Origin of the sequence: Microcoleus sp. S13_C3 (genome assembly GCF_036700905.1) — a bacterium.
In the GTDB taxonomy this organism is placed as follows: Bacteria; Cyanobacteriota; Cyanobacteriia; order Cyanobacteriales; family Microcoleaceae; genus Microcoleus.
Map to the genome: position 1 here is coordinate 22,868 of NZ_JAUBPT010000076.1, position 12,902 is coordinate 35,769.

Sequence of the window (12,902 nt, forward strand, 5' to 3'; positions counted from 1 at the left end):
CCTTGCCTGTTTCTGCTTTATCCCTCATAAATTCAAAGGCAAAGGTTGCTCTTTTCCTAAAAACCTTAACCATCAATTCATTTAGGATAGAAGATTAAATCGTCTATTTCACTTAATTCATCTTCCGAAATTTTTAAGGTTTGACCACCTTTTGTATACAGACTATCTCGGTAAATTAATTCATAGTGATATCCCATATTATTCATATAGTCTAGTAAGTATTTTGAGGTAAAACCCGCAGCTTTTATAGTTTTCTGGTTAATTTCCATTAAAATTAGGGGACGAAATTTCGCCAGGGTTTTTTCTCCGCCTTTTAAAGCATCTAATTCAGCCCCCTCAATATCGATTTTCATGACATCTAGACGTTGGATTTGAGGATTTTCTTCCATCCAACGATCTAAAGTCGTTAACTCAATTTCTCCTAGACATTCTGTATAATTTTGATCGGGGTAAATTGTGGCTACTCCTTCATTATGCAAATTATAATGTTTTTCTTTTTCCCGTGAGATGTAGATAGGCAGTTTACCCACTCGATCGCTCAAACCTTTTTGTACGAGTTGAACGTGATTCCATTGATTCATTTTAACATTAGAGGATAACTTTTCAAAAGTTGTACTAACAGGTTCAAAGGCAATCACAGAACCAGAAGTTAATCGTTTAGCAGCGAAGCAAGTAAATTCCCCGTGATTGGCTCCCACATCCATAAAAACCATCTCCGGTTTGAGAATATTATCTAAAAAATTGCACTGATGATAGGAATAGAAACCTCGCCAAAAGATTTCGTTACAAATATAACTCTTGAGATCGCAAGTAAAGTAAAGATTGCGATCAAAATCATCAATAACTACGGGTTGAGTGGGTTGAGGATAGAGTTTACGGGTTAATTCCCCTAAATAACCCAAAGGTGGATGTTGGTATGCAAATTGGGTGAATTTTCTGGTCCAGTCAAGAAAAATATTCCTGGGTTGATGGTTCATTTATGGAGAAAAATTGCTATTCAATTTAATGTCATAAGGATTATATCGCAAATCTCAAGGAATGATGAAAATCTCTGACCCAAAAACCCGGTTTTTTTTTTAGTCGGAGTCATCAGTCAGGAATCAGGACTTGCCCACTCGGATGCCTGGAAGGTTTTTTACCGGGATTAAAGGCTATAACACAGTCTTTTCCTAAAAAAAATCGGTTTCGGCGCTATTCCTATGATACTATCTTTTTTGGTGATAATGAATCACGATCGCAATACCGATATTTCCCTCCGCAATCACAAGTGAAACAATAATCTACCAGGTAAAGCTTAAGATATTTTATAAAGGTAGGGTTGATGAATAAGGATCCTAAAATAGACCGACAGCGGGAACATCAAGCAAATGAACGCACGTTTCTTGCATGGTTACGAACTTCACTCGCTTTAATTGGTTTTGGGTTGGCGATCAGTCGGTTCAGTTTATTTCTCCGTCAATTTCAAGCTACAGTGACTCAGCAAGAAGTTTCCTCCCCTCCCTTCTTCAACTCGGAAACATTAGGGCTGAGTATGGTCGTTTTTGGGATTGCGGTCATTGCCTTAGCAGCATGGCGTTATAATCGAGTTTTCTGGCAAATTGAGCGAGGTGATTATCGCCCAAATCGTGTGCTAGTTTGGATTATGACTGCAACTGTGATGATTTTAGGAACATTAACTATTCCGTTGTTGCTGTGGCGCGATCGCCCAAATATAGCTCCCACTTCAACTCCTAAAAATTCTCAATTCTAAGTTAACCATATCGGTTAGCTAAAGTGCCTATTCCTTCGTTCAGCTACCATATAAGCGTCCCCAATTGTCTTGATTTTTTCCAAAAGCTGCAAATCGGTCAGGCGATCGAATTGGGGTAGTCTATCGTGCCAGTAAACTGGCTAAAATCGCAAGTTTGAGCTTTGTTGCGGCTTAAAAATTTTCAAGTTCCATTAATTAATAGCGATCGCCCACAGGTAAACTCAGTATAAACCCTGTTTGACCAAGTATGGCAGCATCTAGTTTGATATCGCCACCGTGAGCCCGTGCGATTTCCCTTGCTAAACTTAGCCCCAATCCCGATCCTTCGATTTTTTGGATCGCAGTGGAGTCACCGCGATGGAAGCGCTCAAAAATGCGATCGCGCTCGCTCAAAGAAATATCCTGAGAACTATTGACAATTTTCACAATTACTCTTTTTCCCTGACAGTTAGCCTGTAACCTGAGCCAACCCTTCGGTAAATTATATTTAATCGCATTACCAACTAGATTTTGCAAAACCTGCAGCAGCAAATCGCGATCGCCCTTGATATATAAATTAGGAGCAATTGCCATTTGCACATCTAAATGCGGTGCTAGCAGTTCCATATCTTCGGCAATTTCCGATAGCAAAGCCGACAGATTAACCTCAACCAAATGTAAACCCATACGTCCGGCATCGGCTAGAGAAAGTAAGAGAAGTTTGCGGGTAATTTCACTCAAACGGCGCACTTCATCCAATAAATTACTCAGGGTTTGCTGCACCTCAGAACCCGATTCAACTTGATGCAAAGCCCGTTCTAGTTCCCCTTGCAAAATTGCCAGCGGAGTCTTTAATTCGTGGGCAGCATCTCCACTAAAACGAGAAGCTTGTTTAAAACTTCGCTCCAGACGTTCTAACATCTGATTGAACACAAAAATTAATTCTACAAATTCTATATCCGTTGAGCCGTCAGGGACACGCCGATCGAGCCCTTGTACGGTGACATTGCGAATTGCCATCGTAAGTCGCCCAATTGGAGATAGAATACTCCGCGATATGACCCACGCTCCACTGGCCACGAGTAAAAGCACTACAGGAATAGAAATTAGAAAGATATTGCGAATCGATGCCATTTCCCGATCGATCGCTTGTAAGTTAACAGCGATCGCTATTTGAGTCTGAGGAGAATGAATCGCGCCCACACGCCAAACGGCATTCTTAGTACGCTGGGTTGCTAGTTTAGCTTTGAAAACTCCAGGAAAATCCGGTCGATCGAATTGAGGAGGTCGATCGCGCGGGGGTCTTCTTTCTATCGGTGAGAATGAATCAGGGCGATCGGGATGTGGTCGATGAGGAGGTGGTGGATAGCGTGGAGGTGGTGGAGGGGGAGGTTCTAATTGAAAAGGTATTCTGGCAGGATCGGGAGGCGGTTGGGGCAACGATCGCCATAGTGAATTGGCATCAATTCCATCTTGCCACTGGCTCGATCGATAGAGCAAATTACCATCTCTATCAGTCACCAACAAACCCACGGTTGTTTCCCCATCATTCATGCCCAAAACTGAGGGCAAAGAATCACTATAAGCACCCCATTGGGTCGATTGCGGGCGGGTAGATTGGATTAACTGATTCTTGATTTCCGCATCAAGACGCTTGACCTTAGCATCGTAAATCAACCACCACGAAACAATACTAAAGCCAATGAGAGCAATACTTGCTAGAACAGCAGATGATAGAGCAATGCGAAAGCGAAAAGATTGCATTTTTACGAGGGAGAATCTGGTTTGCGAAACCGATAGCCAACGCCGCGCACGCTCTCAACCCATCCTGTACCGCCGATCGGTTCAATTTTCTTGCGAATGCGTTGAATACATACATCTACTACATTCGTATTCGGATTAAAATCATAACCCCAGATATGTTCGAGGATTTGCGTGCGGGTGAGTACCCTACCGGGCGATCGCATCAGATATTCCAAGAGATTAAATTCGCGGCTTGTAAGTTCTACCGCATGGCGATCGCAAGTAACTTCTCGCAAAATGCGATCGAGCTTAACTGGGCCAACGCTGAGAATATTTTGCCCACCACCCGAAGCACGCCGCACTACAGCATAAATCCGAGCAACTAACTCCTCAACAAAAAACGGTTTAGCCAAGTAATCATCAGCACCGAGGTGTAACCCTTCAATGCGATCGTCCAGTTCATTGCGAGCAGTTAATAAAATCACAGGTACGTTACGTCCAGCCTTTCGCAGATGTTTGAGAATAGATAATCCATCTTTTCCAGGCAAAACAATATCCAGGACGATCGCATCGTACTCATTATCCATCGCCCGATCGTAGCCATCATTGCCATTATCGCAATAATCCACAACAAAGCCTTGTTCTTTCAAGCCCATACAAACAAAATTGGCGATTTTTTCTTCATCTTCAACGTATAGAACATTCATAGATTTACCTATTCGGTTGCGATTATACCGCCATCAGGGATTTACTTAAATTACAAAACTGTAATCCATCCGCAGTGTTCCCAGTCATGTTTGGGGAGTTTAATTTAGCTGTCAACATTTTGGGATTGGCGATCGTAACTATCATGAAAATTGCTTCACTACTCGCATTACCTGCTACAGCTTTGCTGCTGGGGTTTAGCAGCTTGACTTTTCCCGATCGGACTACAGCTAGTTCTAACTCATATATTGCACCATTTTCAAGAACGGGCAAGATGCCCGTTTCACAAGAAAATTTACTCTTTGTGGAACAGGCATCTTGCCTGTTGCCCTCAAGAACGGGCAAGATACCGGTTCCACAAGAAAATTTACTCTTTGTGGAACAGGCATCTTGCCTGTTGCTGCCAGAGGTGAAATATCTCAGTTCTAATACTGTACTAGCCCAGAGCCAGCCCGAACCCAATCAAGAGCGCAGACATCCGCCCCGTATAGATTTTGCCGCTGCTGCCAAACAATTAGGAGTCACCGAAGCCGAGTTAATCGAAGCTTTGGGACTACCCGCCAAACCGCCAGAACCACCAAGTGAAAATAATCGCCCGCCCAACCCACCGCCCCCTCCTCCTTTAGATATTCCCGGTGCAGCGAAAAAGTTGGGAGTCACCGAAGCAGAGTTGATTAAAATTTTGGGCATTCCACCGCGTCCACCCGGCGATCGTAATTTACCTCAAAATTCGGAAAAACGCTAATTTCTCCACATTACAAAACTGTAATCCTAGGACAGGGATAAATGTCATATTCAACCAGCTTAATGATTGTAGCGACTAACTCAAAGGGCGATCGAGAATTCATTTCTTTAGCCTGACAACTGATTCAAACTTAGAAAACTAATCCAGGTAATTACATCATGCCAGCACTATTTCCTAATTCAATCAATGCACCGGGCAATCCTCCTCAAAACCAAGGCGCAGCGGGCAACCAACCTCCCCAAAATCAAGGCGCACCGGGCAATCCTCCTCCCCAAAATCAAGGCGAACCGGGCAACCAACCTCCCCAAAATCAAGGCGCATCGGGCAATCCCCCTCAAAATCAAGGCGCAGCGGGCAACCAACCTCCTCAAAACCAAGGCGCACCGGGCAATCCACCTCCTCAAAACCAAGGCGCACCGGGTGGCAATCCTCCTCCCCAAAATCAAGGCGCACAACTTACGAATTCTGCTTTACCTCCCCAAAACCAAACTCCACCCCCTCCGCCAGCTAACAGTATTAGCACCACAGCAGGAAACGACAATATTACCGGAGATAGTTTAGATAACTTCATCCTAGGTAGTAGCGGCACTGATAGCATCATTGGAGGATTAGGCACGGATACAATTAGCTATCTTTCCCTGGGCAGCGGCATTACCATTGAGGCTAAAGGTATTGTAGATAAAGGCGTAGCAGGTACAGATACCCTGCAAAATATAGAACAAATAATTGCTCCTTTAGGACAGATTAATACGATCGATGCTTCTACAGGTAGCGGCACAGCTTCTATTAATGTAGATTTGTCGCAGAATCGTTTGGCGGTTAACAATTTACCCGGTATCGGCACTCTGAACTTGACTGTTGAGAATTTCGTTAATGTCACAGGAACTCCGAATGTAGATGTCCTTACCGGAAACATCCAAAACAATTCTTTAGTAGGGGGAGATGGTAACGATACACTCTCTGGTTTGCGCGGCAACGATACGCTAATTGGAGTCAATCCATTGAGTGCTACACCGGGAAGCAATGATACGGATGTGCTGATTGGCGGTCGAGGTAGAGATATTTTTGTTCTCGGTGATGCTACCAAGACATACTATCAGGGAACAGGAGTGGCACTGATTCAGGATTTCCAACAAGGAATCGATCGCATTCAGTTACGTGGGAGTCTCTCTGACTACAATATTGTTGGTAACTCCATCAATTTGGCTGGTACATCTGACCAAATAGCTGTAATTCAAGGTGGCTTTACTCCTGATAGTTTCCTGTTTGTTTGAACTATCAAGTTTTAACTGGTTCCCAGGCTCCAGCCTGGGAACCCATATCTAGAGGCTCTGCCTCGCTTGGGAAGGAAATGGAGGCTCTTCCTCCCGATCAGCGTTACCAGGCTGGAGCCTGGTAACGAGTAAAATAAGTAAAATCGCTAATTTTCTGCAAACGCCGATCGCCCTTTAATCCAATCGAGTAAAATAGGATTGACCAATTCCGGCGCTTCATCCTGGGGACAATGGCCCACTCCCTCCAAAGGAATAAACTTTTCAACAGCCGGAAACTTTGCCAATTCTCGCCCCAATGCGATCGGCTCCCAAGGGTCATCCGTACCCCACAAAATCAAAGCCGGACAGCTTAAACGAGGCAACAAATCCTCCGGTAGCGGGCCTTGAGAATAACTGATAAATGCCACAAATACTTCGACTGCGCCGCTGTCTTTAGCAGGTTCCAGCAGCATATTTACCAGCTCGTCGCTGACAGCTTCAGGACGGTGATAAGCTTGCAAAAGCACTTTTTTTACTGTTTTTGGCGTTGCTAATTGTTTAAAAAATAATTGACTTATCCACTTGACATTTAAAACTTTTTGTGCAACGGGCGCTCCAAAACTGCGATACCAAGGCAATTCGGCGCGTTTGCGATCGTGCAGCAAGCGCAGGGAACAATTGAGTAAAATTACGCCAGAAGCAATATCGGGAAAATCCACTGCTGCTTGCATAATTGCCACACAGCCGATCGAATTTCCCACCAAAAAAGCCGGCCCGCCCGCAACTTCCCGACAAAAATCAGCAATTAGCTGTCCCCAAGTTTCAAAAGTATAGTCAATTTCAAGCTTGGGCGCGGGTTTAGCAGAACCGCCAAAACCGATGAGGTCGATCGCATAACAGCGGCAATCAGCAGCCAGCGCCGGCAAATTCTTGCGCCAGTGGCCCCAAGACGCACCAAAACCGTGGACAAACACCACCGCAGGCCCCTGGGAACCCGCAGCCTGATAGCAAATCGGAAAGCCTTTCCACAGCCAAGTTTGAGGTGCAACAGCAGTTGACGAAGTGGGAGTAGAAGATGTCATACGATTTTAGATTTTAGATTTTAGATTTTAGATTGGGCATGGGGCATAGGGCATAGGGCATGGGGCATAGGGCATGGGGCATAGGGCATTGTCAACACTGCCAACTGCCAACTGCCAACTGCCAACTGCCAACTGACTACTTTGCAGTTAGAGCCGATATTATGTCACGATTAAACCTGCTGACTTCTTTGCTGTATTAAAATTTCCCTTATGCCAACGATCGTTTCCACTGCTGTCGTACCGTTTCTGGGGTCAGAAATTGTACCAGACTACGACACCGCCAAAGTAGTAATCTTACCAATTCCCTACGAAGCTACCACCACTTACCGCCGGGGGTGCGAAAACGGGCCGGCCAAACTTCTAGAAGCTTCTCATCAACTCGAGTGCTACGACGAAGAATTGGATTCCGAAGTTTGCTACGATGTCGGAATTTATACACAAGAGCCGATCGCCGATACCCGCAACCGCCAACCAGTTTCATCCTCAGAAATGCTGCAAGTCACCCAAGCAGCAGTCTACCAGCTAGTTACCGAAAATAAATTTGTGATCTCCCTCGGAGGCGAACACAGCATCACTGCAGGCGTTGTCGAAGGTTATCGCCAAGCATACCCGGATGAACCTTTCACAGTCGTGCAAATCGACGCCCACGGCGACTTGCGGCACGAATACGAAGGCTCGATTCACAACCACGCCTGCGTGATGCGGCGTGTTGTCGATATGGGCTTACCGACACTGCAAATTGGGATTCGCGCTATCTGCAAGGAAGAAGCCGACTTGATTAAAGCAAAACAGCTAAACGTGATTCGAGCCAGAGAAATCGCTACTCAACCGGATTGGGCAGATCGGGCAATTGCCAGCATAACAACTAAGCGAGTATTTTTGACGATCGACTTAGACGGCATCGATCCGACGTTAATTCCAGGGGTGGGAACACCCGAACCGGGCGGGTTAAATTGGTATTCCCTCACCGGATTTTTGCGTCGCATCTTCGAGTCCTACGAAGTAATCGGGTGTGACATTATGGAATTAGCACCTATTGTAGATTCTGTAGTCTCAGAATTTACCGCCGCCAAATTAGCATACAAACTTATTGGATACCAAGCTCTGGCTCAAGGTTGGCTAAAGCCAGACGAGGAATAAATCGTGAAGTACGAATCACAATAGGCTGTTGGCAAGGCTAGAATTAAGGTAAAGCCAAACAACAGCCAATTTTATTCGTGCTGACAGTTTCATCTTTCATGCTGGCAAATACTGCTCTTCACCTCCTGAAAACATGAGTTTACTAATCGATACAACGGGTACTCCCATTAACGGCTACGCTCCCGATTTTGAATTGCCGGGAGTTGACGAAGAAGTTCACCATTTAGCTCGATATTTAGAAAAATTTCGGGCGATTGCGGTCATATTTATGTGCAATCATTGCCCTTACGTGCAGTTGTATCTCAATCGCATGAAAGAACTTCAAGCAGATTTTCAAGATCGAGATGTTACTTTAATCGGGATTAATGCTAATGATGCAAACCAGTATCCCGACGACAGTTTTGAGAATATGAAAATTTTTGCCGCCAACAATCAACTCAACTTCCCGTACATCCGGGATGTTGCTCAAGATGTGGCTGAAAGTTTTGGGGCTTCTAAAACGCCGGAGGTTTTTTTGTTAGACCAAGACGGCAAACTGCGCTATAAAGGTTTAATTGACGACAACGCTGACGATCCGGCGGCGGTGCAGGTTTCTTATCTGCGGAGTGCGATCGACCAATTGCTCAACAGCCAACCCGTCGAGCCTTCAACTACAGAGGCGATAGGCTGTTCCGTCAAATGGCGATCGTAGTCATTAGTCACCAGTCATCAGTCATTAGAAGATGATAATCCTGGACAAACAGCATCTACTTGTAAGGTGTGCGCGGCGCACCTTACTACTACAGATAGTGTAGATCGCCCTAGGGCAAATTATAATACAGACTTGTGGAAAGAAAACGCATTTTCAACTCGATCGTCGCAGCCGCTGTAGCGCTGACACTGCTGATTGCTTGGAACTTATTTAAAAGCGTTTCCCCAACAACAGCACAGCAGCAAACGTCCTTAACCCTATCCGCTGCTATCAGCCTCTCACCAGCTTTACAAGAACTCAAAACAGTTTATCAGCAAATAAATCCCAACGTTACTATTACTTATAATTTCGGTGCTTCCGGCCCCCTCGCACAGCAAATTCAGCAAGGAGCCCCGGTAGATGTATTTTTCAGCGCCGCTACAAAACAAATGAACGATTTGCAGCAATCTAACCTGTTAATTAACGACACGCGCCGCAATTTGCTAACAAATCGCCTAGTTTTGATTACTCCCAAAAACGGTGTTACTTTGAGCGATTTCAAACAGTTGACAGAGCCCAGAATCAAGAAAATTGCGATCGGCGAACCCAAGAGCGTACCTGTGGGCAAATACGCTCAGGAAATGCTAACTAAGCTTGGATTGTGGGGGAAAATACAGCCCAAATTAGTGCTAGGAAATAACGTCCGCCAAGTGCTGACATTCGTCGAAAGCGGTAACGTTGATGCTGGTATAGTTTATGCGACTGACGCCACAGCCTCCGACAAAGTAACTGTGCGGCTAACGGCTGCCGAAAATTTGCATTCGCCCATTGTTTATCCGCTGGCAGTTATCAGAAACAGCCGCAATCCGGCTGCTGCGAAAGCGTTTGTTGACTTCTTGGGGGGCGATCGGGCTAAAATAGTATTTCAGAAATACGGATTTGGGATAGTTGGATAACCAGTCTCATACAACCAAATTTTGTAGGGGCGGGTTTTACCAACAATATCTAATTCGCGCCAACAATCTATATAAACCCGCCCCCACACAACAGATAACCTTGTGTATTCAAAGAGGTACATTTCGATTTTCCGTTGGGTGGGGGCGGGTTTACGAGATTATTGGTATTAGCCCCAAATTGTTGGTAAAACCCGCCCCTACGAGCGAATCCCCAAATTATACATTTTGATTTATCTGTGTGTGGGGGGGTTTAGGAAATTATTTCTTTGAGGCAATTATTGTTGGTGAAACCCGTCCCTACGATTTATGGAATTTGATATTTCTCCCCTCTGGATATCTCTAAAATCCTCCGCTATTGCGACATTTATCACCTTTTTTATGGGCATAGCTGCCGCCCGGTGGATGCTTTCAACTCGCATCAGAGGTAAAGCTTTGATTGAAGGCGTTTTAATTTCTCCCTTAGTTTTGCCACCGACAGTAGTGGGATTTTTGCTGCTGCTGCTGTTTGGGAGAAATGGGGCGATCGGTCAATTTTTGCTACAATTCGACTTAACTATAATTTTCACTTGGCAAGCGGCCGTCATTACTGCCACCGTTGTATCATTTCCCCTCATGTACAAAACTGCTTTGGGAGCTTTTGAGCAAATTGATGTGAATCTTCTCAATGCAGCCCGCACTTTGGGAGCATCGGAGTGGCAAGTCTTTTGGCGCATTATGTTGCCGCTAGCATGGCCGGGAATTTTAGCAGGAACTATTCTCGCATTTGCTCGCGCTTTGGGTGAATTCGGCGCGACGTTGATGTTAGCGGGGAATATTCCCGGACAAACTCAAACTATCCCGATGGCAATTTATTTTGCTGTGGAAGCTGGGGATATGAGGCAAGCTGCTATTTGGGTTTTGATTATTCTTAGTATTTCTTTGAGCGTGCTAACTGCTGTTAATTTTTGGAATGATTTACAACAGAGATCGCCCAAACCGAATTCGAGCCAAAAACGGGAATATAATTTTCCAAAAGCTGCCTCTTATTTTACCACAAAGTCCACAACAAAACAACCGGAAAGCGGACTTTGTTTAAACATTTTTAAACCTCTCTCCAGCTTTGCCTTGGATGTCGGCTTCGATATCGGCCCGGAAGTGCTGGGAATTTTGGGGGCGTCGGGTTCCGGCAAAAGCATGACTCTGCGCTGCATCGCTGGTTTGGAAACTCCAATGAGCGGTAAAATTGCAGTCAATGGCAGGGTTTTATTTGACTCAGCACAGGGCATTAATGTACCTTCTAAAGACCGCCGCATCGGTTTTTTGTTTCAAAACTATGCTTTATTTCCTCACCTGACTGTTGCTCAAAATATTGCGTTTGGCTTGCAGCATTTATCTGAAAGCGAGCAAGAACTTCGGGTAAAAGAACAGCTAATTTCGGTGAAAATGTCGGGGCTGGAAAACCGCTACCCGCACGAACTTTCAGGAGGCCAACAGCAGCGGGTGGCTTTGGCAAGGGCGATCGCCCCTTCTCCAGAATTGCTGCTGTTAGACGAACCGTTTTCTGCTTTGGATACTCACTTACGCAGTCAACTGGAACGGGAGTTAATGCAGACTCTGGCTAATTATCGGGGAATTACTTTGTTTGTCAGCCACAATTTAGAGGAAGTTTACCGGGTGTGCAAAAATCTGTTGGTATTGGCCGAGGGAAGGCCGATCGCCTTTGATACCAAAGAGAACATTTTCGATCGCCCGCGCAACTTCACCGTCGCCCAGTTGACTGGCTGTAAGAACTTCTCTGCCGCTAAACCGATCGCAGAAACACTCGTCGAGGCGATCGACTGGGGCTGTACTCTGACTGTAGTCGAACCAATTCCCAAATCTCTAGTTTCTGTGGGAATTCGGGCTCATCAACTGAGTTTTGTTAGCGGGTGCGATCGTGAAAATACTTTTGCTTGTTGGATCGCCTCGACTGTGGAAACTCCGCACCGGGTGACATTATATCTCAAATTGCACTCGCCTCCCAATGATTCCCAAGATTATCACTTGCAAGCCGAAGTTTTCAAGGAAAAGTGGAGGGCTATTAAGGACAATCCTTTTCCCTGGTATGTTCATATCGAGCCAATTAGGTTAATATTAATGGAAGCCTGAGTTAACTAGCTATAGCCGAAGGAAAAAGATAGATGTGAAAATGCAATAAAATCAAGGGTTTTAGCAATTAATAACGTCTTAACTACCTTAGTGGTTGCTATATACAGTCAACAGTCAACAGTCAACAGTCAACAGTCAACAGTCAACAGTCAACAGTCAACAATTAACAACATCAAATCATGACTGAAAAAGTTCAAAAAACCGACGCCGAATGGCAACGACAACTCACGCCAGAACAGTTTAAAGTCACCCGCAAAAAAGGAACGGAAAGAGCTTTTAGTGGCGAATATCACGACAACAAAAAAACCGGACTTTATAAGTGTATTTGCTGCGGCACTGAGCTATTTAAATCTGAAACAAAGTTCGATTCCGGTACCGGTTGGCCGAGTTTCTACGCTCCCATTAGCGAAGAAAATGTCAAGTGTGAGTCCGATAACACCTTGTTCATGCGCCGAACAGAGGTACTGTGCGCTGTTTGCGACGCTCATCTCGGTCACGTATTTAACGACGGGCCGAAACCTACCGGTCAGCGTTACTGCATGAATTCTGCTGCTCTTAATTTCGTCCCCAAGGATTGATTCTTTTAGGGGCTCGCGTGTCCAACCCCTACTCCCCACAAAAAATCAATCCGGTTGTGGAACAGGCATCTTGCCTGTTCACCTAGCATTCACTCAGAAAAAATCAATCCGGTTGTGGAACAGGCATCTTGCCTGTTCACCTAGCATTCACTCAGAAAAAATCAATCCGGTTGT

Annotated in this window: 14 protein-coding genes; 8 read left to right on the forward strand and 6 right to left on the reverse strand. The window is 45.1% G+C overall.

Features of this window, described 5'->3' with window-relative positions; all coding sequences use genetic code 11:
* Nucleotides 1-77: 77 nt before the first annotated feature.
* Entirely contained in the window at nucleotides 78-977 is a 900-nt protein-coding gene (locus tag QUA16_RS20585; RefSeq protein ID WP_333105382.1) for an FkbM family methyltransferase, read from the reverse strand.
* Between the two features lie 344 nt (nucleotides 978-1,321).
* Here QUA16_RS20585 and QUA16_RS20590 point away from each other — a divergent pair, with 344 nt between their 5' ends.
* A complete protein-coding gene (locus QUA16_RS20590; protein ID WP_333105383.1) occupies nucleotides 1,322-1,750 on the forward strand; it encodes a DUF202 domain-containing protein in 429 nt (142 codons plus the stop codon).
* Nucleotides 1,751-1,764: 14 nt separating this feature from the next.
* Here QUA16_RS20590 and QUA16_RS36995 read toward each other — a convergent pair whose 3' ends face one another.
* From QUA16_RS36995 to QUA16_RS20605, 4 genes are all read right to left on the reverse strand, one after another.
* Entirely contained in the window at nucleotides 1,765-1,851 is an 87-nt protein-coding gene (locus tag QUA16_RS36995) for a hypothetical protein (protein ID WP_445252186.1), read from the reverse strand.
* Between the two features lie 94 nt (nucleotides 1,852-1,945).
* Nucleotides 1,946-3,493, reverse strand: a complete 1,548-nt coding sequence (locus QUA16_RS20595) for an ATP-binding protein (protein WP_333105384.1) — start codon at nucleotides 3,491-3,493, stop codon at nucleotides 1,946-1,948.
* 2 nt (nucleotides 3,494-3,495) lie between these two features.
* Complete coding sequence (locus tag QUA16_RS20600) at nucleotides 3,496-4,179, reverse strand: response regulator transcription factor (RefSeq protein WP_333068726.1); 684 nt, start codon at nucleotides 4,177-4,179, stop codon at nucleotides 3,496-3,498.
* Between the two features lie 22 nt (nucleotides 4,180-4,201).
* The gene (locus tag QUA16_RS20605) at nucleotides 4,202-4,450 is read right to left on the reverse strand and encodes a hypothetical protein (protein WP_333181313.1); all 249 of its coding nucleotides are present in this window, start codon (nucleotides 4,448-4,450) and stop codon (nucleotides 4,202-4,204) included.
* 1 nt (nucleotide 4,451) lies between these two features.
* Between QUA16_RS20605 and QUA16_RS20610 the strand changes: the two genes are divergently transcribed.
* Both QUA16_RS20610 and QUA16_RS20615 read left to right on the forward strand, forming a co-directional pair.
* Nucleotides 4,452-4,922 (forward strand): hypothetical protein, encoded by a 471-nt coding sequence (locus QUA16_RS20610; protein WP_333181314.1) that lies wholly within the window; start codon nucleotides 4,452-4,454, stop codon nucleotides 4,920-4,922.
* A 158-nt stretch (nucleotides 4,923-5,080) separates the two neighbouring features.
* On the forward strand, nucleotides 5,081-6,196 hold the full coding sequence (locus QUA16_RS20615) for a M10 family metallopeptidase C-terminal domain-containing protein (protein WP_333105388.1): 1,116 nt from the start codon (nucleotides 5,081-5,083) through the stop codon (nucleotides 6,194-6,196).
* A gap of 146 nt (nucleotides 6,197-6,342) precedes the next feature.
* Here QUA16_RS20615 and QUA16_RS20620 read toward each other — a convergent pair whose 3' ends face one another.
* A complete protein-coding gene (locus tag QUA16_RS20620; RefSeq protein WP_333105389.1) occupies nucleotides 6,343-7,257 on the reverse strand; it encodes an alpha/beta fold hydrolase in 915 nt (304 codons plus the stop codon).
* A 210-nt stretch (nucleotides 7,258-7,467) separates the two neighbouring features.
* Here QUA16_RS20620 and speB point away from each other — a divergent pair, with 210 nt between their 5' ends.
* The 5 genes from speB to msrB all read left to right on the forward strand — a co-directional run bounded on the left by speB (nucleotide 7,468) and on the right by msrB (nucleotide 12,728).
* Nucleotides 7,468-8,397 carry an agmatinase gene (gene speB / locus QUA16_RS20625; RefSeq protein WP_333105390.1) on the forward strand — a complete coding sequence of 310 codons (930 nt, stop codon included), beginning with the start codon at nucleotides 7,468-7,470 and terminating at the stop codon, nucleotides 8,395-8,397.
* Nucleotides 8,398-8,530: 133 nt separating this feature from the next.
* The gene (locus QUA16_RS20630) at nucleotides 8,531-9,088 is read left to right on the forward strand and encodes a thioredoxin family protein (RefSeq protein ID WP_333105392.1); all 558 of its coding nucleotides are present in this window, start codon (nucleotides 8,531-8,533) and stop codon (nucleotides 9,086-9,088) included.
* A 134-nt stretch (nucleotides 9,089-9,222) separates the two neighbouring features.
* A complete protein-coding gene (modA, locus tag QUA16_RS20635; RefSeq protein WP_333105394.1) occupies nucleotides 9,223-10,023 on the forward strand; it encodes a molybdate ABC transporter substrate-binding protein in 801 nt (266 codons plus the stop codon).
* 306 nt (nucleotides 10,024-10,329) lie between these two features.
* The gene (modB, locus tag QUA16_RS20640; RefSeq protein ID WP_333105395.1) at nucleotides 10,330-12,150 is read left to right on the forward strand and encodes a molybdate ABC transporter permease subunit; all 1,821 of its coding nucleotides are present in this window, start codon (nucleotides 10,330-10,332) and stop codon (nucleotides 12,148-12,150) included.
* Nucleotides 12,151-12,329: 179 nt separating this feature from the next.
* Nucleotides 12,330-12,728, forward strand: a complete 399-nt coding sequence (gene msrB / locus QUA16_RS20645; RefSeq protein WP_333105396.1) for a peptide-methionine (R)-S-oxide reductase MsrB — start codon at nucleotides 12,330-12,332, stop codon at nucleotides 12,726-12,728.
* Nucleotides 12,729-12,902: the final 174 nt, after the last annotated feature.

Bases quoted from the DNA above. Each gene is read 5' to 3' on its own strand.
- speB (WP_333105390.1), top strand. From the start codon at position 7,468: ATGCCAACGATCGTTTCCACTGCTGTCGTACCGTTTCTGGGGTCAGAA.
- modB (WP_333105395.1), top strand. From the start codon at position 10,330: ATGGAATTTGATATTTCTCCCCTCTGGATATCTCTAAAATCCTCCGCT.
- QUA16_RS20630 (WP_333105392.1), top strand. From the start codon at position 8,531: ATGAGTTTACTAATCGATACAACGGGTACTCCCATTAACGGCTACGCT.
- QUA16_RS20585 (WP_333105382.1), bottom strand. From the start codon at position 977: ATGAACCATCAACCCAGGAATATTTTTCTTGACTGGACCAGAAAATTC.
- msrB (WP_333105396.1), top strand. From the start codon at position 12,330: ATGACTGAAAAAGTTCAAAAAACCGACGCCGAATGGCAACGACAACTC.
- QUA16_RS20620 (WP_333105389.1), bottom strand. From the start codon at position 7,257: ATGACATCTTCTACTCCCACTTCGTCAACTGCTGTTGCACCTCAAACT.
- QUA16_RS20610 (WP_333181314.1), top strand. From the start codon at position 4,452: ATGCCCGTTTCACAAGAAAATTTACTCTTTGTGGAACAGGCATCTTGC.
- QUA16_RS20600 (WP_333068726.1), bottom strand. From the start codon at position 4,179: ATGAATGTTCTATACGTTGAAGATGAAGAAAAAATCGCCAATTTTGTT.
- QUA16_RS20590 (WP_333105383.1), top strand. From the start codon at position 1,322: ATGAATAAGGATCCTAAAATAGACCGACAGCGGGAACATCAAGCAAAT.
- QUA16_RS20595 (WP_333105384.1), bottom strand. From the start codon at position 3,493: ATGCAATCTTTTCGCTTTCGCATTGCTCTATCATCTGCTGTTCTAGCA.
- QUA16_RS20615 (WP_333105388.1), top strand. From the start codon at position 5,081: ATGCCAGCACTATTTCCTAATTCAATCAATGCACCGGGCAATCCTCCT.